This is a genomic window from Pseudomonas entomophila L48 (genome assembly GCF_000026105.1).
Lineage (GTDB): Bacteria > Pseudomonadota > Gammaproteobacteria > Pseudomonadales > Pseudomonadaceae > Aquipseudomonas > Aquipseudomonas entomophila.
Genome location: NC_008027.1, coordinates 3,412,591 through 3,434,278 on the forward strand (window position 1 = coordinate 3,412,591; position 21,688 = coordinate 3,434,278).

Annotated in this window: 22 protein-coding genes; 13 read left to right on the top strand and 9 right to left on the bottom strand. The window is 66.4% G+C overall.

Features of this window, described 5'->3' with window-relative positions; genetic code table 11:
* Positions 1-311: 311 nt before the first annotated feature.
* A complete protein-coding gene (locus tag PSEEN_RS14705) occupies positions 312-1,472 on the bottom strand; it encodes a substrate-binding domain-containing protein (protein WP_011534331.1) in 1,161 nt (386 codons plus the stop codon).
* Between the two features lie 373 nt (positions 1,473-1,845).
* Between PSEEN_RS14705 and PSEEN_RS26675 the strand changes: the two genes are divergently transcribed.
* The 7 genes from PSEEN_RS26675 (at position 1,846) to PSEEN_RS14735 (ending at position 8,578) form a co-directional block, all read left to right on the top strand.
* Positions 1,846-2,001 carry a hypothetical protein gene (locus tag PSEEN_RS26675; protein WP_158020261.1) on the top strand — a complete coding sequence of 52 codons (156 nt, stop codon included), beginning with the start codon at positions 1,846-1,848 and terminating at the stop codon, positions 1,999-2,001.
* A 3-nt stretch (positions 2,002-2,004) separates the two neighbouring features.
* The gene (locus PSEEN_RS14710) at positions 2,005-2,478 is read left to right on the top strand and encodes a DUF2059 domain-containing protein (protein ID WP_011534333.1); all 474 of its coding nucleotides are present in this window, start codon (positions 2,005-2,007) and stop codon (positions 2,476-2,478) included.
* Positions 2,479-2,603: 125 nt separating this feature from the next.
* Positions 2,604-4,187, top strand: a complete 1,584-nt coding sequence (locus tag PSEEN_RS14715) for a sensor domain-containing diguanylate cyclase (protein ID WP_044488198.1) — start codon at positions 2,604-2,606, stop codon at positions 4,185-4,187.
* Positions 4,188-4,393: 206 nt separating this feature from the next.
* Positions 4,394-5,893: a glycolate oxidase subunit GlcD gene (gene glcD / locus PSEEN_RS14720; protein ID WP_011534335.1), complete on the top strand. Its 1,500-nt coding sequence runs from the start codon at positions 4,394-4,396 to the stop codon at positions 5,891-5,893.
* Complete coding sequence (gene glcE, locus PSEEN_RS14725) at positions 5,893-6,945, top strand: glycolate oxidase subunit GlcE (RefSeq protein ID WP_011534336.1); 1,053 nt, start codon at positions 5,893-5,895, stop codon at positions 6,943-6,945. The genes glcD and glcE overlap by 1 nt, the downstream gene beginning before the upstream one ends.
* 9 nt (positions 6,946-6,954) lie before the next feature.
* Entirely contained in the window at positions 6,955-8,187 is a 1,233-nt protein-coding gene (gene glcF / locus PSEEN_RS14730; RefSeq protein ID WP_011534337.1) for a glycolate oxidase subunit GlcF, read from the top strand.
* Positions 8,180-8,578: a heme-binding protein gene (locus PSEEN_RS14735; protein ID WP_011534338.1), complete on the top strand. Its 399-nt coding sequence runs from the start codon at positions 8,180-8,182 to the stop codon at positions 8,576-8,578. Before glcF ends, PSEEN_RS14735 begins: the two co-directional genes overlap by 8 nt.
* A 105-nt stretch (positions 8,579-8,683) precedes the next feature.
* Here PSEEN_RS14735 and PSEEN_RS14740 read toward each other — a convergent pair whose 3' ends face one another.
* Complete coding sequence (locus PSEEN_RS14740; RefSeq protein ID WP_011534339.1) at positions 8,684-9,265, bottom strand: flavin reductase family protein; 582 nt, start codon at positions 9,263-9,265, stop codon at positions 8,684-8,686.
* Between the two features lie 246 nt (positions 9,266-9,511).
* On the opposite strand from PSEEN_RS14740, the gene PSEEN_RS14745 reads away from it, so the two are divergent.
* Both PSEEN_RS14745 and pdxR read left to right on the top strand, forming a co-directional pair.
* Complete coding sequence (locus PSEEN_RS14745) at positions 9,512-9,850, top strand: hypothetical protein (protein WP_011534340.1); 339 nt, start codon at positions 9,512-9,514, stop codon at positions 9,848-9,850.
* 73 nt (positions 9,851-9,923) lie between these two features.
* A complete protein-coding gene (gene pdxR, locus PSEEN_RS14750) occupies positions 9,924-11,357 on the top strand; it encodes a MocR-like pyridoxine biosynthesis transcription factor PdxR (RefSeq protein ID WP_011534341.1) in 1,434 nt (477 codons plus the stop codon).
* On the opposite strand, the gene PSEEN_RS14755 is transcribed toward pdxR, so the two are convergent.
* Together PSEEN_RS14755 and PSEEN_RS14760 are read right to left on the bottom strand one after the other, a co-directional pair.
* A complete protein-coding gene (locus PSEEN_RS14755; protein WP_011534342.1) occupies positions 11,350-12,546 on the bottom strand; it encodes a cyanate transporter in 1,197 nt (398 codons plus the stop codon). The two genes, pdxR and PSEEN_RS14755, sit on opposite strands and share 8 nt — an antisense overlap.
* The gene (locus PSEEN_RS14760; RefSeq protein ID WP_011534343.1) at positions 12,543-13,001 is read right to left on the bottom strand and encodes a nucleoside deaminase; all 459 of its coding nucleotides are present in this window, start codon (positions 12,999-13,001) and stop codon (positions 12,543-12,545) included. The genes PSEEN_RS14755 and PSEEN_RS14760 overlap by 4 nt, the downstream gene beginning before the upstream one ends.
* 192 nt (positions 13,002-13,193) lie before the next feature.
* Between PSEEN_RS14760 and PSEEN_RS14765 the strand changes: the two genes are divergently transcribed.
* Positions 13,194-13,631, top strand: a complete 438-nt coding sequence (locus tag PSEEN_RS14765; RefSeq protein ID WP_011534344.1) for a carboxymuconolactone decarboxylase family protein — start codon at positions 13,194-13,196, stop codon at positions 13,629-13,631.
* 115 nt (positions 13,632-13,746) lie between these two features.
* Here the strand turns inward: PSEEN_RS14765 and PSEEN_RS14770 are convergent, their stop codons facing one another.
* Positions 13,747-14,757: an AraC family transcriptional regulator gene (locus tag PSEEN_RS14770; protein WP_011534345.1), complete on the bottom strand. Its 1,011-nt coding sequence runs from the start codon at positions 14,755-14,757 to the stop codon at positions 13,747-13,749.
* Between the two features lie 170 nt (positions 14,758-14,927).
* Here PSEEN_RS14770 and PSEEN_RS14775 point away from each other — a divergent pair, with 170 nt between their 5' ends.
* From PSEEN_RS14775 to PSEEN_RS14785, 3 genes are read left to right on the top strand one after another with little or no spacing between them, the layout of a single operon-like run.
* Positions 14,928-16,112 (top strand): acetyl-CoA C-acyltransferase family protein, encoded by a 1,185-nt coding sequence (locus PSEEN_RS14775; RefSeq protein ID WP_011534346.1) that lies wholly within the window; start codon positions 14,928-14,930, stop codon positions 16,110-16,112.
* 14 nt (positions 16,113-16,126) lie between these two features.
* Positions 16,127-16,975 (top strand): 3-hydroxybutyryl-CoA dehydrogenase, encoded by an 849-nt coding sequence (locus PSEEN_RS14780; protein ID WP_011534347.1) that lies wholly within the window; start codon positions 16,127-16,129, stop codon positions 16,973-16,975.
* Between the two features lie 12 nt (positions 16,976-16,987).
* Positions 16,988-17,575 carry a TetR/AcrR family transcriptional regulator gene (locus PSEEN_RS14785; RefSeq protein WP_011534348.1) on the top strand — a complete coding sequence of 196 codons (588 nt, stop codon included), beginning with the start codon at positions 16,988-16,990 and terminating at the stop codon, positions 17,573-17,575.
* A gap of 1,076 nt (positions 17,576-18,651) precedes the next feature.
* Here the strand turns inward: PSEEN_RS14785 and PSEEN_RS14795 are convergent.
* The 4 genes from PSEEN_RS14795 to PSEEN_RS14810 are packed head-to-tail and all read right to left on the bottom strand — an operon-like array spanning position 18,652 to position 21,687.
* Positions 18,652-19,029: a response regulator gene (locus tag PSEEN_RS14795; RefSeq protein WP_011534349.1), complete on the bottom strand. Its 378-nt coding sequence runs from the start codon at positions 19,027-19,029 to the stop codon at positions 18,652-18,654.
* Positions 19,030-19,073: 44 nt separating this feature from the next.
* Positions 19,074-20,300: a hybrid sensor histidine kinase/response regulator gene (locus PSEEN_RS14800; RefSeq protein ID WP_011534350.1), complete on the bottom strand. Its 1,227-nt coding sequence runs from the start codon at positions 20,298-20,300 to the stop codon at positions 19,074-19,076.
* The gene (locus PSEEN_RS14805; protein WP_011534351.1) at positions 20,294-20,869 is read right to left on the bottom strand and encodes a chemotaxis protein CheB; all 576 of its coding nucleotides are present in this window, start codon (positions 20,867-20,869) and stop codon (positions 20,294-20,296) included. The genes PSEEN_RS14800 and PSEEN_RS14805 overlap by 7 nt, the downstream gene beginning before the upstream one ends.
* Complete coding sequence (locus PSEEN_RS14810) at positions 20,866-21,687, bottom strand: CheR family methyltransferase (RefSeq protein WP_011534352.1); 822 nt, start codon at positions 21,685-21,687, stop codon at positions 20,866-20,868. The genes PSEEN_RS14805 and PSEEN_RS14810 overlap by 4 nt, the downstream gene beginning before the upstream one ends.
* Between the last annotated feature and the right edge of the window lies 1 nt (position 21,688).

A 21,688-nucleotide genomic window follows, 5' to 3' on the forward strand; every position in this document is an offset into this window, starting at 1 on the left:
GATTTGGCGCCTGCAAGATCGAGCGCCGCAGGCGCGGCGCATCGCGGATGAATCCGCTCCTACAGGCAGGCGTCAACCGAAATACCGCGTCGTACAAACAAGGCAAACAACCATGGCCTACCGGTCATGGCCACGTTGCAACAAATGTAGGAGCGGATTCATCCGCGATGCGCCGTGCGGGCGGCGCTCGATCTCCAGGGCGCTGCAAAACCCCCGCCAAACACCTCGAAAATCCAGCACAAAAACCGGCAGTGCCCTACAGGCCACTGCCGGCTCCCCGCCAAGACCGACGGCGGTTTCAGCGCCCCGTATTACAGGCGGCCAATCCCGTTGCACACCGCGCTGTTGTTGATGTCCAGGCCATCACCGTAGGTGTTGTCCAGGAACACCTTCTTGATCTCGGCGGCATAGGTGGCCGGCAGATTGACGAAGGTATGGGCGGTGATCAGGGTCGACTTGCTGCCGCTGTACAGGTCGTTCAGGAAGCCACGCACGGCGGTGGCGTCGGCGGCGTCCTTGTAGCACTGGCCAACCAGCAGGTTGGTGTAGCCCACGATCGGGTAGCCGGAGGTCGGTACCGGGCGGTCACCCGCGGCGGAGCCGAAGGTCGGCACCCACTTGCTCGGCTGGACACGGTCAGCAAAGGTGCCCGGGGCCACGGCGGTGCCGAGTGCGGTCTGGGCGTTGGCGGCGGTCGGCAGCGGCGCGGTGCCGGCGGCTACCGGGTTCTTGCTGACACGAGCAACCACGGCGTTGTTACCCGGGTTGACGTAGTCAGGGCTGATGTAGCCGATGCTGCCGTCGGTGGCGTTGACCTGGGTCATGACGTCGCCGCTGCCGGCAACGCCTTTCCAGGTGGCAGGCACGGCGCTGAGCTTGGCGCTGGAGAAGGTGCTGCTGACCTTGAACTGGGTCGGGCAGGAATCGTTCAGGAAGCGGGTCAGCAACTCGGTGGTGCCGCTGCTGCCGGAGCGATAGACGATGGTGATCGGGGTGTTGTCAGCGGTGTTGAGCAACTGGCCCCAGGTGGTGGCCGAACCCGAGAACGCGGCGCACAGCTGGGCACCGCTCAGCTGCAGGGTGGTGTTGCCGGCTTTCTTGTAGGGGATGGTCACCGAGGTGCCCACCGACGGGATCTGGATCAGCTTGCCCCAGGCACCGCCACGCGCCGCGTCGGCGTTGTAGTCGCTGATCTCGGTGGCGCTGAGCACCGAGTCGCTGCCGGCGTATTCGACGTTGGCGCCGGCCTGGTTGACCGCACCGCCGTTGTTGAACAGGAAGGCGGTCTTGCCGCCGCCGCTGCCGACACCGACATAGGTGAAACCGGCGGGCAGGATGCCGGCCAAGGCGCCTTTGCCGTTGTACAGCGGCTCAGGCAAGGTGGCACCGCCACCGACAACGGCGGCCATGGATTGGGCCGAAGCCAGGGTAGCAGCCACCAGGGAGGCGGCGATCACAGTACGCTTAAACATGAAGCAATCTCCTATCGTCGTGTTCATACGTTGAGTGGGTCGCGCATTGCATGGCCACAGGCCGCATACCCCGAACCAGAGGGGTTCAAGACCTGTCCACGGCGCCAACATTCGCAGTTTGTGGTGACAGGGAAAGGAAAAAACATCGGGAGTTCGGCGCGGTTTTCCTCGGGACTGCGCGGCTGATCAGCGGCTGTTTGGCGGGGTGTTTAAAGCAAGCGCAGGCACACCGGGAGCGCCGCCTCCAGAGGATCGCGCCAAGGGACTCGGGAGGTCGGCAGGCGCGCAGTGCGAGGCGAAAATCGTTTACCATCGCCACCTTGTGCAAACCGGTGGTCCGGCACCGAACGAAGTGGCGAAAGGAAAATAGAAGATGCAGCGAATGATCCAGTTCGTGGCGGTGGTCGTGGCATGCACGCTCATCGGCGTGGCATGCGAGCACTACGGCGTGAACCAGTACCTGAAATGGCTGTTGATGAGCCTGCCGGCGATTGTCTGGGTACGCCTGCGCAACCCGGCGAAGCGCTGACCCATGCCGCGCCTGTCGAAGCTGCTGTTCCCCGTGCTGGTGCTCGCCGCCCTTGCCGCCTGCGACCAGAAACCTTCCCGCGAGGAAAAGATCCTCGCCAACCTGCCGCTCCAGGAAGCCTACGACCACAACATCGAGCGCATGGCCGAACTATTGGCCATCAGCCACAAGTTGCCTGAGGACACGATCAAGGAAGTCCTGCGCAAGCACCTGACCGTCGAGGACCAGCGCCAGGACCTGTTCAAGCTCTACAGCGAAGCGCATTTCAATGATGCCGAGTTCGACCGCATCGTCGAAGTGACCCGCGACCCGGCCAAGGCCAAGGCGCTGGCCGAGACCGACGAAGGCAAGCGCCTGAGCGACAAGCTGACCGGTTTCATGCGAGAAAGCGCCAACGACCCCAAGGTGCAGGCCGTCGCCGAGGAGCGCATGCGGCAGGTGGAGGACGAACTGAAATCCCTGGAGCAGGCCCCTTGACCCACCCAGGCCTTGAGGCGGCACATCCGCCTCTTCCTGCATCGCGTAGCCGCTGATGCCCATGGCCGAATACCACCATTACGCGTAAGGTTGATCACCTTTTTCGCCCGCCAGTGAGACCAGGATTGCCACACGCCAAGCACGGACTGCGCCTGGACCTGCGCACGCTCATCTTCGTTCTCTGCGCCCTCACCGCCCTGGTGATGCTGCTGACCAGCTATTTCGCCAGCTACCGGGTGCAGCGCCAGCTGCTGATCGACCACTCGCTGGAAGCCAACCGCGTGTATGCCGCCAAGCTGGCCGCGATCACCGAGACGTTCCTGGGCAACGCCCTGCAACAGCTGGCCTTCAGCGCCGACGTGCAGGGCCGCCAACTAGGAGACAGCGCCGCCCTGCAAGCAGAGACCGAACGCGTGCTGCACCAGAGCAACGCCTTCAGCTCCACGTTCCTGATCGATGCCCAGGGCACCCTGCGGGCGATTTCGCCCGCCCCGCTGCGCCACCTCGTCGGCACCCTGTCCACCTCGCCCGGCGCCCAGGAGGCGCTGCGCGAACGCCGCACGCTGGTGTCGACGGCCTTTCTGTCAGCCGCCAACAACCTGGTGGTGGTGCTGTCGCAGCCGATCTACGATGCCAACGGTCAATACCAGGGCTATGTCGGCGGTAGCCTGTACCTTCGCGAGCACAACATCCTCACCAGCCTGCTGGGCGAGCACTACTACCAGGATGGCTCCTACCTCTATGTGGTCGACCGCAACCATCGCCTGCTGTATCACCCCGAGACTGGGCGCGTGGGCACGCAGGTGACCGGCAACACGCTGATCGACCAGTTGGGCGAATTGCACGAAGGCACACGCCGGGTCGTCAACAGCCAGGGCGTGGAAATGCTCGCCGGCTTCGCCACGGTCCCCAGCACCGGCTGGGGCGTGGTGGCGCAGCAGCCACTGACGGCGACGGTGGCCCCGCTACGCCACCTGGTGCTCAGCGTGGTCGGCATTTCCGCGCCACTGGCGTTGCTCGGTTGCCTGCTGCTTTGGTGGCTGGCGCTGGTCATCGTGCGCCCGCTGTGGCAACTGGCCGCAGCGGCCCGGGGCCTGGACCGCGCCGGCACCACCGAGCGCATCCACCGGATGCGCGCCTGGTACTTCGAGGCCGCCGAGCTCAAGCGCGCCCTGTTGTTCGGCCTCAACCTGCTGCAAGAGCGCATCGGCCGGCTCAACCGCGATGCCCAGACCGATCCGCTGACCGGGCTGGTCAACCGCCGCGGGCTGGAGTTCGCCTTGTCGCTGCTCCAGGCCGAAGGGCGCGATTTTTCCGCCATCGTGCTCGATGTGGATCATTTCAAGCGGGTCAACGATGGCCACGGGCATGCCGTCGGCGATACCGTGCTGCACCGCCTGGCCGAGCTGATGCGCGGCGCTTGCCGGGAAGGCGACGTGCTGTGCCGCACCGGGGGCGAGGAGTTCCTGATGCTGTTGCCAGGGGCCAGCCTGGAAGCGGCCCTGAGCGTGGCCGAACGGCTGCGGCTGGCGGTGCAGAATACCGCCATCGCACCAGTGGGCGGGGTTACCGTGTCCCTTGGCGTGGCCCGCTGGCAAGCCTTGCCCGACAGCGAGCCCGACGCCACCCTGAAAGCAGCGGACCGCGCGTTGTACCAGGCCAAGCGCGCGGGCCGAAATCGGGTTTGCAGTGTTCGGGACCAGCGCTGAACCCCACCTGTAGGAGCCAGCCTTGCTGGCGAATGCGAGGCGCAGCCTTGCCAGCCAACACCGTGTAACGCCATTCGCCAGCAAGGCTGGCTCCAACAGGGTCCAGACGCATTTCGCAAAACTCGACGAAATCGCTTTTCGCGCCCAGGCTGCAAGGGTGACCACCAAAGCCCCTGGACAACGACAAGAAGCCACCGAGCGAGCCCATGAACATCCTCTACGACGAGCACATCGACGGGCCATTACCCAGCGTGGACAAGGCAGCGCTGCTGGCCGCCCTGCGCGACGCCCTGCCCGACCTGGAGATCCTCCACCGCGTCGAAGACCTCAAGCCCTACGAATGCGACGGCCTCTCGGCCTACCGCACGCTACCGCTGCTGGTGGTGCTGCCCGAACGCCTCGACCAGGTGCAGACCCTGCTGCGCCTGTGCCACCAACGCGGTGTGCCGGTGGTCGCACGCGGCGCTGGCACCGGCCTGTCCGGCGGCGCGCTGCCCCTGAGCCAGGGCATCCTGCTGGTGATGGCGCGCTTCAACCGCATTCTCGAAATCAACCCGCAGGGCCGCTTCGCCCGCCTCCAGCCGGGTGTGCGCAACCTGGCGATCTCCCAGGCGGCGGCGCCTTTTGGCCTGTACTACGCCCCCGACCCGTCCTCGCAGATCGCCTGTTCAATCGGCGGCAATGTGGCGGAAAACGCTGGGGGCGTGCACTGCCTGAAATACGGCCTGACCGTGCACAACTTGCTCAAGGTCGAAATCCTCACGGTCGAAGGCGAACGCCTGGTGCTCGGCGGCGACACCCTGGACAGCCCAGGCTTCGACCTGCTGGCACTGTTCACCGGTTCCGAAGGTCTGCTCGGCATCGTCACCGAGGTGACCGTCAAGCTGCTGCCCAGGCCACTGGTCGCCAGGGTGTTGCTGGCCAGCTTCGACGATGTCGGCCAGGCCGGCCGGGCGGTGGCCGAGATCATCGCCGCCGGGATCATCCCCGGTGGCCTGGAGATGATGGACAACCTGGCGATCCGCGCCGCCGAGGACTTCATCCACGCCGGCTACCCGGTGGACGCCGCGGCGATCCTGCTGTGCGAGCTGGACGGCGTCGAGGCCGACGTGCAGGACGACTGTGCCCGGGTCGACGCCGTGCTGCGCGCCGCCGGCGCCCGCGAGGTGCGCCTGGCCTGCGACGAAGCCGAACGCGTGCGCTTCTGGGCCGGGCGCAAGAACGCCTTCCCGGCGGTGGGCCGGATTTCGCCGGACTATTACTGCATGGACGGCACCATCCCTCGCCGCGAACTGCCAAAGGTGCTGCAGGGCATCGCCGCGCTCTCCAGCGAATATGGGTTGCGGGTGGCCAATGTGTTCCACGCGGGCGACGGCAACATGCACCCACTGATCCTGTTCGACGCCAACCTGCCCGGCGAGCTGGAGCGGGCCGAAGCCCTCGGTGGGCGGATCCTCGAGCTGTGCGTGGCGGTGGGCGGCAGCATCACCGGCGAACATGGCGTGGGCCGCGAGAAGATCAACCAGATGTGCGCCCAGTTCAACGCCGATGAAATCACCCTGTTCCAGGGCGTCAAGGCAGCCTTCGACCCGCAAGGCCTGCTCAACCCCGGCAAGAACATCCCCACCCTGCACCGCTGCGCCGAGTTCGGCGCCCTGCACGTGCACCACGGGCAACTGCCCTTCCCCGACCTGGAGCGGTTCTGATGAGCATGGACCGCGACATGGGCCAGGACCTGCTGGAGCAGGTCAACCAGGCGTTGAGTCGAGGCACCGCCCTGCGTATCCAGGGCGGCGGCAGCAAGGCCATGCTGGGCCGCCCAGTCGACGGCGAAGTCATCGACACCCGCGGCCACCGTGGAATCGTCAGCTACGACCCGACCGAGCTGGTGCTGACGGCCCGCGCCGGCACGCCGCTGCAGGAAATCGAAACTGCTTTGCAGGCAGCTGGGCAGATGCTGCCCTGCGAACCGCCGCACCTGGGGCCCCATGCCACCCTCGGCGGCATGGTCGCGGCCGGCCTTTCGGGGCCGCGCCGCCCCTGGGCCGGCGCGGTGCGCGACCAGGTGCTGGGCACGCGCTTAATCAGTGGTCACGGCAAATTGCTGCGCCTTGGGGGGGAAGTGATGAAGAACGTCGCGGGCTTCGACGTCTCGCGCCTGATGGCCGGCAGTTACGGCTGCCTCGGGCTGCTCACCGAAGTGTCGCTGAAGGTGCTGCCCCGACCACGCGAATGCCTCAGCCTGCGCCTGCAGTTGCCAGTGCGCCAGGCCTTGGCCGAACTGAGCGAGTGGGGCCAGCAGCCATTGCCGATCAGTGCCGCCTGCCATGATGGCGAGGCGCTGCACCTGCGTCTGGAAGGTGGCGAGGGCTCGGTGCGTTCGGCCCGCGAACGCCTGGGTGGCGATGTGGTGAACAATGGTTTCTGGAGCGACCTGCGCGAACAACGCCTGGCGTTCTTCCAGGACCCGAGGCCGCTCTGGCGCCTGTCACTGCCCAACGCCACGCCCGAAATCGAGCTGCCCGGGAGGCAGTTGTTCGACTGGGGCGGTGCCCAGCGCTGGCTCAAGTCGGACGCCCCGGCACAGGTCATCCGCGCCTTGGCCGCCCAGTACGCAGGCCATGCCACGGCCTATGCTCCCGGTGACCAAAGTGCCGCCCCGCTTCCTGCGGCATTGCTGCGCTACCACCAGGCGCTGAAACGGCAATTCGACCCCCAGGGCATCTTCAACCCCGGGCGCCTGTACCCGGATCTGTGAGGCCAGGCCATGCAAACCCACCTGAGCGACGCCGCCCGGCAACTGCCCCGGGGCGAAGAAGCCGAAAGCATCCTGCGCAGCTGCGTGCATTGCGGCTTCTGCACCGCCACCTGCCCCACCTACCAATTGCTGGGTGACGAGCTGGACGGGCCACGCGGGCGCATCTACCTGATCAAGCAAGTGCTCGAAGGCGCGCCGGTCACTGCCAGCACCCAGTTGCACCTGGACCGCTGCCTGAGTTGTCGCAACTGCGAGACGACCTGCCCGTCCGGCGTGAAGTACCACGACCTGCTCGACATCGGCCGCGCCGTGGTCGACCAGCAAGTGCGACGCCCCTTCGGCCAGCGTCTCTTGCGGGGAGCGCTGCGCTCGATAGTGCCACGCCCGGCCGCGTTCAAGGCCCTGCTGCGTGCCGGCCAGGCCTTGCGCCCACTGTTGCCCGCCGAGCTCAAAGCCAAGCTGCCCGCCACCGCCGCCTTGGGGCAACGTCCACCCGTGCGCCATGACCGTCGCGTGCTGCTGCTCGAAGGCTGCGTCCAGCAGGCCCTGTCGCCCAACACCAACGCCGCCGCCGCGCGCCTGCTCGACCGTCTGGGCATCAGTATCGAGCCTATCCGCGAAGCGGGCTGCTGCGGCGCGGTGGACTATCACCTGGACGCCCAGGCGCAGGGTCTGCAACGTGCCCGGAACAATATCGACGCCTGGTGGCCCGCCGTCGAGGCCGGCGCCGAAGCCATCGTGCAGACCGCCAGCGGCTGCGGCGCCTTTGTGCGCGACTACGGCCACCTGCTGGCGCAGGACCCGCGCTATGCCGCCAAGGCGGCGCGGGTCAGCGCACTGTCCCGCGACCTGGTACAGGTGCTGCAGGCCGAGCCACTGGAGCGCCTGGACCTGTGTGCCGAACAGCGCCTGGCCTTCCACTGCCCCTGTACCCTGCAACATGCCCTCAAGCTGGGTGGCGCAGTGGAAAGTCTGCTGACCCGCCTTGGTTTCCACCTCACCCCGGTGCCCCACGGCCACCTGTGCTGCGGTTCGGCGGGCACCTATTCGCTGACCCAGCCGGCCCTGTCGCGCCAACTGCGTGACAACCGCCTCGATGCCCTGGAAAGCGGCGAGCCCGAAGTCATCGCCACCGCCAATATCGGCTGCCAGCTGCACCTCGACGGCGCCGGACGCACGCCCGTTCGGCACTGGATCGAGATCGTCGAGGCAGCCCTCGCTCAGGAGGTACCCCATGCTTAGCAAGTCAGTGCTCGGCCAGGCGGATGTCGCCCGCCTGCTGGTAGCCGCCCGCCACGAAGCCCAGGCCCAGCAGTGGCCGGTGACCATCGCCATCGTCGACGATGGCGGCCACCCCCTGGCGCTGGAGCGCCTGGACGGTTGCGCGCCGGCCAGCGCCTATATCGCAGTGGAGAAGGCCCGCAGCGCCGCCCTTGGGCGACGCGAGACCCGTGATTACGAGCAGATGGTCAATGGTGGGCGCACGGCATTCGTCACCGCGCCGCTGCTCACCAGCCTGGAAGGCGGCGTGCCGCTGCGGGTGGATGGCCAGGTGGTGGGGGCGATCGGGGTGTCCGGGGTCAGGCCCGAGCAGGACGCGCAGGTGGCCATGGCAGGTGCTGCAGCGCTGTAAACACTGCACCTGTAGGAGCGGCTTTAGCCGCGATGCGGGCAACGTGGTGTATGGCACCGGCGTTGCCGGTGATCGCGCCAAGTCAATGTGTCATGTTGTGTTGACTCAATCCCCCTGGTCGATCACCAGCGGCTCGCCGATCGCATAGAAATGCCCACCCGCCACATAATGCAGGCTGCGCCACTCAGGGGCGGCATGCTCGTATGCCCAGTGCCCGTCGCGGAACACCCGGTCATCGGCCCAGGCCGCGACCACTTCGCCAATGAACAGGTCATAGACCTGCTGGTTGTGCGGCTCTTCGATTACCCGGCACATCAGCCAGGCCGAGCAGCCATTGACCAACGGTGCCGGGTAGCCCTCGACCCGGGCCAGCCCGACACCCAAACGCGCCAGCTTGTCGGGCTGATCGAGCAGGCTATGGTTACCCACCTGGTGCGTGAGCCGGGCCTGCGCGGCGTTGGGCACCTGCAGCACGAACCAGCCGCTGCCCTCCACCAGTTGGCGGGTGCGGGTGGCCTTGTCGAGGACCACGGTCACCTTGGGCGGGTCGAAATCCAGGGCGCAGGCCCAGGCGGCGGCCATGACGTTGTCGACACCGCCGTGGCTGGCCGAGACCAGCACGGTCGGCCCATGGTTGAGCAAGCGGTAGGCCTTTTTCAGGTCGACGGGCTGGAAGTGGCTGTTCATGGGGCTGACCTCGGCAATGTGCAACAGCGAAAGTGCGATTGTGCAGCACACCCGTACCTGGCCACCAGCGTCGTGCCGAGCTGACGCGGATCAAGGCGTCGACCACATGCCTGCTTGTAATTTAGGAAACTTCCTACTGCGATCACGGACGCTTCGTAATTGCCGCCCCCCATGGGCGACACCATCATCCGACCTGGAGACGTTACGGCCAGCCGATGGCCAGCCCTTTCCAGACGAGGCCAGACCATGCCCAGACACGACCAGCCCACCCGCGAACTGCGCCACACCCTACGCCAGCTCATGGCCCACGAAGTCAGCAACCCCGACGACAACCCGCACCTGTCCGGTGTGCGCTTCTTCTGCGCCACCGATGAACACACCCGGCAACTGATCGAGCGCGTCGAACTGCTGGCCAGCGAGGCCTTCTTCGACCCCCATGGCCGCGCCATCCCGGCACGCATGCGCGACGCCGCGGTCGATGGCGTATGCATCAGGCAGAAGCGCAAGGCACCCGCCGACGAAACGGTGATTCGCATCGCCCTGCCACAGAAGGGCTACATCACCGTCAGCGCCGCCAGGTTCTGATCACGCGACCCTCTTGCGGCTTGCGCCGTGAACCCCGAAGCTTGGACATCCCCGCGCTTCGGACCCACCCCCGATGGAACTGCATATCCGCCTCGAAGGCCGCAAAGGCCTTGCCGACCAGCTTTACCAGCAACTGCGTGCCGGCATCGACAGTGGCCACCTGGCCGCCGGCACGCAGTTGCCGCCCACACGCCTGCTGGCCGAGCAACTGGGTGTCTCGCGCAAGACCGTGGCCGAAGCCTATTCACGGCTGACCTACGACAACCTGCTCAGCGGCGTGGTCGGCCGCGGCACCTTCATCACCCCACACCAGTCCATTCGCCCGAGCGACGCCGAAGCCGTCCCCCTGGCTGCCGTAGGCTCACTCGAGCGCTGGCGCCAGCGCGCCACGGTGCTGGGCCGCCGGGCACTGGAGGCCCCGTCGCGCTACGACTTCGTCGGCGGTGCGTCGAGCAAGGCACAGTTCCCGTACGACCAGTGGCGCAGCTGCATGCAGTACGCGCTGCGCCGCAGCCAGCGCCATACCGAACGCCACTTCTCCCCTCAAGGGCTGCCCGAACTGCGCGAGGCCATCGCCCACCACATCGCCTTCACCCGCGGCGTGCATTGCAGCGCCGCCGACGTGATGGTGTGCAATGGCGCCCAGCAGGCCCTGGACCTGATCGCCCGGGTCCTGGTGGAGCCTGGTTGCAAGGTAGCGATGGAAGACCCGGGCTACCCGCCGGCGCGCCAGCTGTTCCTGGCCCTGGGCGCCCGCCTGCAGTCGGTGCCGGTGGATGATGAAGGCCTGTGCGTCGACCAGATCGAGGACGGCACGCAACTGATCTACGTCACCCCGTCGCACCAGTTCCCGCTGGGCATGCCCATGGGTGAACGACGGCGCCAGGATTTGCTGGCCCGGGCCGCCGAACTGGGCGCGCTGATCATCGAGGACGACTACGACTGCGAGTTCCGCTACCAGGGCCCGGCCGCCGAAGCCTTGCAACGCATGGACCGGCACGGCCTGGTAGCCTATGTCGGCACCTTCTCCAAGACCTTGCTGCCGGAGCTGCGCCTGGGCTATGCCGTGCTGCCGCCCGCCGTGCTGCAAGCCGCCTGCGTGGCCAAGCACCTGACCGACTGGCATAGCCCGAGCCTGCAACAGTGGGCCCTGGCCCGGTTCATCGACGAGGGCCACCTGAACAAGCACATCCGCCGCTGCCACGAGATCTACAGCGCCCGCCGCGAGCGGATCCTCGCCCGCCTGGGCGACGACCTGGCGCCGTGGTTCAGCGCCGTCCCCGCCAGCGCCGGCTTTCACCTGAGCGCCCTGGCCAGCCCCGGCGTGGACGTCGAGCTGCTGGTCAACCTGGCACGCAAGGTGGAAGTGGGGATCTACTCGCTGGCGCCGTTCTTCAGCGAAGCCCCGGTGCGCCCGGGGCTGCTGCTGGGCTTTGGCGCCATCGAGCTGCTGGATATCGACCCGGCGCTGGATCGGGTGCGCGACACCTTGCAGCGCCTCAGTTGACCGCTGTCACCGTGCCCGCCCCGTCAGCGCGAGCGATGGCCCTGGCGTAACCACGCGGGGCGAAGCGCGCGGTCACCAGCAGCATGGCCAGCACGGTGCAGGTGAGCAGGGTCCAGGACGCCTGGAAATCGCCACTGACGTCCCGCAGCCAGCCGGTGATGTACGGCACGATGCCAGTGACGATGAACCCCACACCCTGCACGAAGGCCGCCAGGCTGCCCGCCTCGGCCGGCGTGCGCAGGTGTTCCAGGGTCAACGTGAGGCTCAGGCTGAAGCACGCCCCCAGGCCCAGCCCGATCATCGCCACCCACAGGCCCATGGCGCTGGCGGGCGCCAGCAACAGCCCCAGGAAGCCACACAACTGGATCACCAGCGCCAGCCAAAGCCCCGGCCGGCGATCGACCAGACGGCGCAGCAGCAAAGGCAAGCCCAGCGCGCCGACGACCTGGAAAATCGTCATCAACCCCACCAGCTCGCCGCCGCCTTGGGCCGTACCGCCATGTTCCAAGTGATAGGCCGGCAACCAGGCCACCATGCTGGTGTAGCCGCCGTTGATCAGGCCGAAGTACAACGCCAGCAGCCAAGCGCGGCGGTTGCCGAACCAGTGCCCGCCAGCGCCCCCGGCCAGCGCGGGAGCCTCCTGGCGGGGGCGCAGCGCGATCCAGGCCAGCAGCGCCAGCACGGCGGGCAATGCCCAGACCCCCAGGCCTGCCTGCCAATGCCCGAAATGCGCACTGATGCCTGGGCCAAGCACCGCCGCCAGGCCGCCACCGCTCATCAACGCCGCCGAATACAGGCCCATGGTCGCCGCCAGGCGGGTGGGGAACCAGCGGTTCACCAGGCCCGGCATCATGCTCTGGACCACGGCCACCCCCAGGCCGGCGACCACGGCGCTGGCGATCAGCGCCCAGGCGCTGTCCAGCTGCAGGCGCCACAGGCAGGCGACGGCGATGGCCGCGAGGCCCGCGAGCATGCCGCCATGTTCGCTCAGCCAACGCCGCAGCCAGGGTTGCAGCAACGGTACCAAGCCCATGCACAGCACCGGCAGCGCGGTCAGCAGGGCCGCCTGCTGGTAGCCCAGGCCCGTGCCCTGGCGCATGGGTTCGAGCAACGGGCCGATGCTGGTGAGGATCGGCCGCAGGTTCAGCGCCAGCAGCATGACCAGCACCAGGTTCAGTGCCGCTCTCATACCTGGCCAGCCTGTTTCCACTCAAGGTACAGGCCGGTTTCGCCTGCCGGCTTTAGTGGCCGCAGCGGCAGGCTCTGCTGCTGTGGCGGGCGCGCCATCTGCGCATAGATGGCGGCGGTGGACAGCCCGTAGGGCTCGCCCTCCTCGTTGTCGTAGGCGAACCAGGCGCGCTCGATGCCGCACAGGTGCATCGCCGCCAGGCACATCGGGCACGGGTGGCCGCTGGCGTAGATTTCAGCGCCGTCCAGGCGTGCCCGCCCCAGAACCTCGGACGCCTGGCGGATCGCCTGCATCTCGGCGTGGCGGGTGGGGTCCTGGGTGCTGTGGATCTCGTTGACGGCGCGGGCGATCACCCGGCCCTGGTACACCAGCACGGCACCGAAGGGGCGGCCGCCGGCCTGGATGTTGGCGCGGGCCAGGTCGAGTGCCTCGCGCATGTAGGTTTCTGCGGACATGTATCGGTTCTCCGGTATTGACCCGGGCATTATCCCGGCCGCGGCGCACAGGCTGAAATGAAGAGATTGGATGCAGGTCAGTGGCCACCTGAATGTGCGGATTGGCCTCCTGGCAAAGCGCGGGATTGGCTATTCGGCGGCGGCAGCGGTGGCGCTAAGGTAGCGCCATCCCCACTCACTTGGAGAAACACCATGCACGACCGTATCGAATGGGCCAAGCACGCCCCTGAAGCCTACAAAGCCATGGTCGGCCTCGAACAGGCGCTGATCAACTCGGGCCTGGAACACTCGCTGCTTGAACTGGTGCGCCTGCGCGCCTCGCAGATCAACGGTTGCGCCTACTGCGTCAACCTGCATGCCAACGATGCGCGCAAGGCCGGTGAAACCGAAGCCCGCCTGCAAACCCTGAGCGTGTGGCGGGAAACCCGCTACTTCACCCCACGCGAGCGTGCCGCGCTGGCTTGGCTGGAAAGCCTGACCCGCCTGCCCGAGCGTGGCGCGCCGCAGCCTGAATATGAAGCGCTGCTGGAGCACTTCGAGCCCAAGGAAGTGGCCAACCTGACCCTGGCCATCGCCACCATCAACGCCTGGAACCGCTTTGGCGTGGGCTTTGCGATGGTCCCGGCCTGATCGTGCCCCGTTGATCGGGTGCGACCTCCGTAGGAGCGGCTTCAGCCGCGATCACCCGCAAAGCGGGTGCCAGGCACCGCATCGCGGCTAAAGCCGCTCCTACAACAGAAACGGTTCAATTCGGTTTGAGCTTCGCCCTGTAGCTCCCCGGGCTTTGCCCGGTCCACTTCTTGAACGCCCGGTGAAACGCGCTGGGCTCCTGGAACCCGGTCTGCTCGGCAATCTCGGCAATGCTCAGGCAGCCTTCGCGCAGCAGCTCGAAGGCCATGGCCCGACGCACCTCGTCCTTGATCTGCTGGTACGAGCGCCCTTCCCTTTCCAGCTGGCGGCGAAAGCTGCTGGCGCTGAGCCTTTGCCGTTCGGCCATGGCGTCGAGGGTCGGCCACTGCCCGTAATGCCGGGCGCGCAGATGGCGATACACCTCGGCGACCAGGCCATTCTGGTTGCGAAAACGGATCACCAACCCCTGCGGCGCACTGCGCAGGAAGGTCTTCAAGGCCGCCAGGTCCTGCATCACCGGCAGGCGCAGCCAGGCGCTGTCGAACTCCACCTCGGTGCGGCCACTGCCCAGGCGCAGGTCCGGCCCCCACAGCAAGGCATCGTCGTCCTGGGCCGGCCGGGCCAAGGCGAGCTCGGTGCGGTCGATGGCGATACGCCGCCCGGCCAGCCAGCACAACAGACCCACCACCAGCACCAGGAAGGTCTCCTCGGCGTAGATACGCGTCAGTGGGTCGTCGATGCTCGAGTGCACATTGATCACGGCGCGCGCGCCCCGCACCGTCAGTGTGCCGTGCACGTCGCGCAGGAACAGGGCGAAATTGCCCAGGCATTGGCGCAGGGCTTTCTCCAGGTTCGGTTCCTGGATCAGTCCGCGGCAGATCAGGGCGAAGCTGCCCAGGGGCATGCCGTGGCTGTCGAGGCGGAAGAATTCGTCATGCAACTCGTCGATCAGCGCCAGCCATAGCTGGGCGAAGGCCTTGGCCGGCACCCGCGCCTGGGGCTGCGCCAGCACCGCCGGGTCGATGCCAACCGCCCGCAGGTGGGCGTCGCGCGCCTGCGGGCGGTCGCGCAGGGCATGGACCATGGCATTGAGGAAGTACACCGCGACCGTGTCGCTATCGCGCATGGCAGGCATCCGCTGTCTATGCTGAGTGGCAAAAAATACCAGGTTGACTGAACAGATCCGGCATAGGCCGCCTGAAGGCCTTTGCCTAGACTCGATCCACCCCGGGGTTCTGGGCCGCCATTCTCGCAGAGCCGCCCCCGCCCCGCCACGCCTTCGCACACGGAGCCAGCATGAGCAGCACAGAAATCTACGTCGTCAGCGCGGTACGTTCGGCCATCGGCAGCTTCGGCGGCTCGCTCAAGGACCTGCCCCTGGCCGACCTCGCCACCCAGGTCAGCCGCGCCGCCATCGAGCGTTCGGGCCTGACTGCCGAACAGATCGGCCATGTGGTGATGGGCACCGTGATCCCCACCGAGCCCCGCGACGCCTACCTGGGCCGGGTTGCCTCGATGAACGCCGGGGTGCCCAAGGAAGTCCCGGCCTTCAACGTCAACCGCCTGTGCGGTTCGGGCCTGCAGGCCATCGTCTCGGCCGCCCAGGGCCTGCTGCTGGGCGACAGCGACATTGCCCTGGCCGCCGGCGCCGAGAACATGAGCCGCAGCCCGTACCTGCTGCCCCAAGCCCGCTGGGGCGCGCGCATGGGCGACCTGCAAGGCGTCGACTACCTGGTTGGCGTGCTGCAGGACCCGTTCGAGCACTTCCACATGGGCATCACCGCCGAAAACGTCGCCGCCAGTGAAGGCATCACCCGCGAGATGCAGGACGAAGTCGCGCTGACCAGCCAGCGCCGCGCCGCCCGCGCCATCGCCGAGGGCCGTTTCGCCGGGCAGATCGTGCCAATCGAGATCAAGACCCGCAAAGGCCCCGTGCAGTTCGCCGTCGACGAGAACGTGCGCGGCGATGTCACCGCCGAGCAACTGGCCGGCATGAAGCCGGTGTTCAAGAAGGACGGCAGCGTCACCGCCGGCAATGCCAGCAGCATCAACGACGGTGCCGCCGGCCTGGTACTGGCCACTGGCGACGCCGTGCGCCGCCTGGGCCTCAAGCCCCTGGCGCGCCTGGTGGCCTATGCCCATGCGGGCGTGGAGCCCGAGCTGATGGGCCTGGGCCCGATCCCGGCCACCCAGAAGGTGCTGCAGAAGGCTGGCCTGAAGGTGTCCGACCTCGACGTGATCGAATCGAACGAGGCCTTCGCCTCCCAGGCCTGCGCCGTGTCCCGTGCCCTGGGCTTCGACCCGGAGAAGGTCAACCCCAACGGCTCGGGCATCTCCCTGGGCCACCCGGTGGGCGCCACCGGCGCGATCATCGCCACCAAGGCGATCCATGAACTGCAGCGTGTCCAGGGCCGCTACGCCCTGGCCACCATGTGCATCGGTGGCGGCCAAGGCATCGCCATCGTCTTCGAACGTGTGTGACAGGAGCCAGCAACGTGAGCATTGAACAGATCGCCGTGATTGGCGCCGGGACCATGGGCAACGGCATCGCCCAGGTGTGCGCGCTGGCGGGCTACCAAGTACTGCTGGTGGACGTTTCCGACGCCGCGCTGGAGCGTGGCGTGGCCACCCTCGGCAAGAACCTCGAGCGCCAGGTCAGCAAGGGTACCGTCGACGCTGACAAGGCCGCGGCAGCCAAGGCGCGCATCCGCACCAGCACCGACTACGCCCAGCTCGCCGGCGCGCAGCTGGTGATCGAGGCGGCCACCGAGAACCTGCAGCTCAAGCAACGGATTCTCCAGCAGGTAGCAAGCAATGTCAGTGCCGAGTGCCTGATCGCCACCAACACCTCGTCGCTGTCGGTCACCCAGCTGGCGGCGAGCATCGAGCACCCGGAGCGGTTCATCGGCGTGCACTTCTTCAACCCGGTGCCGATGATGGCGCTGGTGGAGATCATCCGTGGCCTGCAGACCAGCGACGCCACCTACGCGCAGGCGCTGCTGGTCACCGAAAAGCTCGGCAAGAGCCCGATCACCGCGGGCAACCGCCCGGGCTTCGTGGTCAACCGCATCCTGGTGCCGATGATCAACGAGGCGATTTTCGTGCGCCAGGAAGGCTTGGCCAGTGCCGAGGACATCGACACCGGCATGCGCCTGGGCTGCAACCAGCCGATCGGCCCGCTGGCCCTGGCCGACCTGGTGGGCCTGGACACCCTGTTGGCGATCATGGAGGCCTTCCATGAGGGCTTCAACGACAGCAAGTACCGCCCCGCCCCGCTGCTCAAGGAGATGGTTGCGGCCGGCTACCTCGGGCGCAAGAGCGGCCGCGGCTTCTTCACCTACTGAGGCGCGTACGCTATGCCCCCGGTCAATGCGGCGATGCGCTGCGCCAACTTTGAGGAGCGGCGTGACAAGGCGATGGCATTGTTCGCCGAAAAAGGCTTCGGCCAGGTCAGCATGCGTGAGCTGGCGGCGCACGTGGGCTTGACCGCGGGGTCGCTGTACCACCATTTCCCGAGCAAGCAGGATTTGCTGTACGACCTGATCGAGGAGCTTTACGAGGAATTGCAGGCGACCCTCGACCAGGGGCGGCGGGCGCTGGCGCGGGGCAAGCCGGTGCTGGGCTGCCTGATCAGCGCGCACTGGCAGTTGCATGGGGAGCGGCCGTTGCAGTTTCGCCTGGCGGAGCGGGATTTCTGCTGCTTGAGCGAGGTGCAGCAGGCGCGGTTGGTCGGGTTGCGGGAGCGCTATGAAGCCGGGTTGCTGCGGTTGATTGCGCCACAGGCGCGGTTGGCCGGGGATGCGTTGGTGGCGACCGGGCATGTGCTGGCGACGTTGCTGAACCAGTTGCCTGGGATGTTGCGGGGCAAAGGGTTGGGCGAGGCTGAAGGGGTTGGGTTGATGGAGAGTCTGGTGGTGGGGGCTGTGGAGCGGACGTTGGGGTAGGCTTCGGCTTCGGCTTCGGCTTCGGCTTCGGCTTCGGCTTCGGCTTCGGCTTCGGCTTCGGCTTCGGCTTCGGCTTCGGCTTCGGCTTCGGCTTCGGCTTCGGCTTCGGCTTCGGCTTCGGCTTCGGCTTCGGCTTCGGCTTCGGCTTTCAGAGTGTGGGTTTGAAGGTTTGTGAGCATATCCGTTTGCTATGTAGACGCAGACTCACCTTTCCGCCCTTACGGCGGCCTACTTTGGTCTTGGCCAAAGTAGGCAAAACCGCCTGCTCCATCATCCGGCCCCTGCGCTTCGCTCCGGGGTTCCCTCGCTCCGTTCTTGCTCCCGTGGGTACCGCGCTGAACGCCCCATCCTGGGGCGCAGCGCTCGACGGCCATCCATGGCCGTCGCCCCACTACGCAAGAACTCCGCTCGGCCTCCTGAAGTCGCAATGGGCGGCGCCTGAACTATCGCGCATCAAGATCAAAAGCCGGGCGAGGCGCTGCGCGCTCGCAGAAGCAAAGAGCAAAGAGCAAAGAGCAAAGAGCAAAGAGCAAAGAGCAAAGAGCAAAGAGCAAAGAGCAAAGAGCAAAGAGCGGAAAGTTTTATAGCTATGTAATGCCGTGATGAACGTGTCGTTTGTGCGATTGGTTCGCCGGCAAAGCCGGCTCCTACAATGGTGCGGCGTACACCATTCGGTAGGAGCCGGCTTTGCCGGCGAATGCGTGCTCCAGGCCACGAATTAGCAGCTAGCGACAGCTGCGCCAGCCCAGGCGCCGCCCGTAACTTCGCGACTTCAGGAGGCTGAGCGCAGGCGTATGGAGGGCCAGGTGCGCAGCACCCTTCGGCGTTAGCCGAAGGCGCGAGATGTAGACTTGCGCAGCAAGTCGTAGGCCGCGCGGGCCCGGAAGGCGCCGGAGCGAAGGGACCCGGAGCGCAGCGTAGGGCCGTATGATGGAGCGAGCGGCTTTGGTTACTTTGGCCAAGACCAAAGTAACCCGCCGTAAGGGCGGAAAGGTGAATCAGCGTCTACATAGCAAATGGATATGTCCACAATTCAAAAACCAACTAACCAACACCACAATTCACAAAAACACGCCCTAACGCAACAACCCCTGAATCTCCTCCCGCAACGTATCCAGATCAAACGGCTTGGCCAAAATCGGCGCCCGCCGCGCAATCGGGCTCCCCGACTCAAGAATCTCCGCCGGATACCCACTGATAAAAATCACCTTCAAATCAGGCCTCAACCTCACCGCCGGCTCGGCAATCTCGACCCCCGATATCCCCCCAGGCAACCGAAAATCAGTCACCATCAAATCCAGGTGCGGCTTGCTCGCCAGGATCTCGAACGCCTGCTCGCCATCCTCGGCCACCAGCACGTGATACCCCTCGCCCGCCAGATAATCGCGCAGGATCATGCGAATCGCCGGCTCATCCTCGACCACCAGCACCACGTCTTGCGCATCTTCACTCATGACAACGCCTTCGAATTCAGCACGATAGCTATCAGACCCCAACCCTACGCAGAGGTTGCCTGCGTCTGGTCGCTTTGGCACTGCACCGTCGGCAGCGGCAGATAGACACTGAACGTGGCCCCCTGCCCCTCCTCGCTATCGACCTGGATCCGCCCGCCATGGGCCAGCACGATCTGCTCGGAGATATACAGCCCCAGCCCCAGCCCGCCCGTGGCCTGCTGCGCCGCCACCCGCTCGAACTGCTGGAAGATCCGCTGCTGATGCTGCGCACTGATGCCAATGCCCGCATCCTGCACTTGCACACAGGCCATCGCGCCCTCTTCGTACACCCGCACCCGCACCGGCTTGCGCTCGCCATAGCGCAAGGCATTGGACAGCAGGTTGGCGAGCACCTGCTCGATACGGAACTCGTCCCACTCCCCCTGCAAAGCCTGGCATCGCTCCAGTTCGATATGCGTCTCCAGGGCCCCTGCCTGCGCGGCGAAATTCTCGACCAACCCCTGCACCAGTTGCCCAAGATCGAAAGCCTTGGGCCGGATCGACAGCTTGCCGGTGCGGATCCGCGACACGTCGAGCATGTCCTCGACCAACCGGATCAGGCTGTTGATCTGCCGCTCGTCGCGCTCGACCATCGCCGCGAGCTTCTCCTCGCTGAACGCCCCCAGGTTGCCCCGGGCAAGGTGCATGCGCCGCAATTGGGTTTCAAGAATCAGGCCATTGAGCGGTGTACGCACTTCGTGGGAGACGATCGACATGAAGTCATCGCGCATGCGCACCGCCCGCTCCAGCTCACCCCGCGCCACCTGCAACTGCGCCAGCAACTGCGCCTGCTCCTCACGGCTGCGCTCCAGCGCCTGGAGCTGGCGGTCAAGGGCCTTGCGCTGGCGGAACAGGTCGACGAACACCGAAACCTTGCTCTTCACCGCCAGGGTGTCCAGGGGCTTGTGCAGGAAGTCCACCGCCCCGCTCTCGTAGCCCTTGAAGGCGTAGTTCATCTCACGCCCGGCGGCGCTGACGAAAACGATGGGGATGCTGCGGGTCTTTTCCATGCCGCGCATCAGCTCGGCCAGCTCGAAGCCGTTCATGCCCGGCATCTGCACGTCGAGGATGGCCAGGGCGAATTCGTGCTCGAGCAGCAGCGACAACGCCTGCTCCGCGGACTGGGCCTGGTGCACCTCGCGGTCCGCGCCCTGAATCAGGGCGTCGAGGGCCAGCAGGTTCTCCGGCAGGTCGTCGACGATCAGCAGTTTCGCGGTGATATGGCTTAGCATGCGCTGGGTTCCAGGGTAGCGAGCAACTGCCCGATACCACTCAGGGGAAGTAGATGGTCGGGCTGCTGCAGGGCCAGTGCGGCCTCCGGCATCAGCGCGACCTGTGCGTCGCGGGGGTCCTGGACCACGGTCCGGCCACCGCTTTGTCGGATGCGCAACAGCCCCCGGGCACCATCTTCGTTGGCCCCGGTGAGCAGCACGCCGAGCAGGCCCGGGCCGTAGGCGTCCGCCGCCGACTCGAACAGGTAGTCGATCGCCGGTCGCGAGAAATGCACCGGCTCCTCCTGGCTGAGCGACAGGGTGAAATCACGCTCCACCGACAAGTGATAGCCCGGCCCGGCCACATAGATGAAACCTGCCTCGATGCAAGCCTTGTCGACGGCCTCTCGCACTGGTCGGCGCAGGCGCCGCTGCAGCACGTCCGCCAACTGGCTGTGGCGGTCGTCCGGCAAGTGCAGCACGCACAGTACCGGGATGGTGAAGCTGTCCGGCAACGCACCCAGCACGCTGAACAGCGCCGTCACGCCGCCCGCCGAGGCACCGATGACCACCGCGCGTATGCCGGTCATGACTTGCGGTAAATCCGTTCGGGCCGCACCAGCGGCTCGAAGCGTTCGCTGTAGGCGGAGAAATCCACCGACTCCTTGCTGCCCAGCACCAGGAAGCCACGGTGGCACAGCGAGTCGTGGAACAGCCCGAGGGCGCGGTCCTGCAGACCTTTGTTGAAGTAGATCAGCACATTGCGGCACGACACCAACTGCGTCTCGGAAAACACGCTGTCGGTGGCCAGGCTGTGATCGGCGAAGGTCACATTTTCGCGCAGGCTGCCGTCCATGATGGCGTTGCCATAGGCGGCGGTGTAGTACTCGGAGAAGTCGCGGCGCCCACCCGCCTTGCGGTAGTTCTGTGCGTACTCGTGCATGCTCTGCATCGAGTAGATACCCTGCTTGGCGCGCTCCAGCGAGTGCGGATTGATGTCGGTGGCGTAGATGATCGTGCGCTCCAGCAGCCCTTCCTCGCGCAACAGGATGGCCATGGAGTACACCTCCTCGCCCGTGCTGCATCCTGCGATCCAGAGCTTCAGCGACGGCCAGGTGCGCAGCAGCGGCACCACTTCTTCACGCAGGGCGAGGAAGTGCCCCGGGTCGCGGAACATCTCGCTGACCGGAATCGTCAGGTACTGCAGCAGCTCCATGAACATGCCCGGGTCGTGCAGCACCCGTTCCTGCAGCGCCGACACCGTGCGGCAGTCGAACTGGCTCAAGGCGTGGAGGATCCGGCGCTTGATCGAAGCGCCGGAGTAATCGCGAAAATCGTAGCTGTACTTGAGGTAGATCGCCTCGATCAGCAGCCGGATCTCGATATCGGTGTTGCGTTCACTGGTCAAG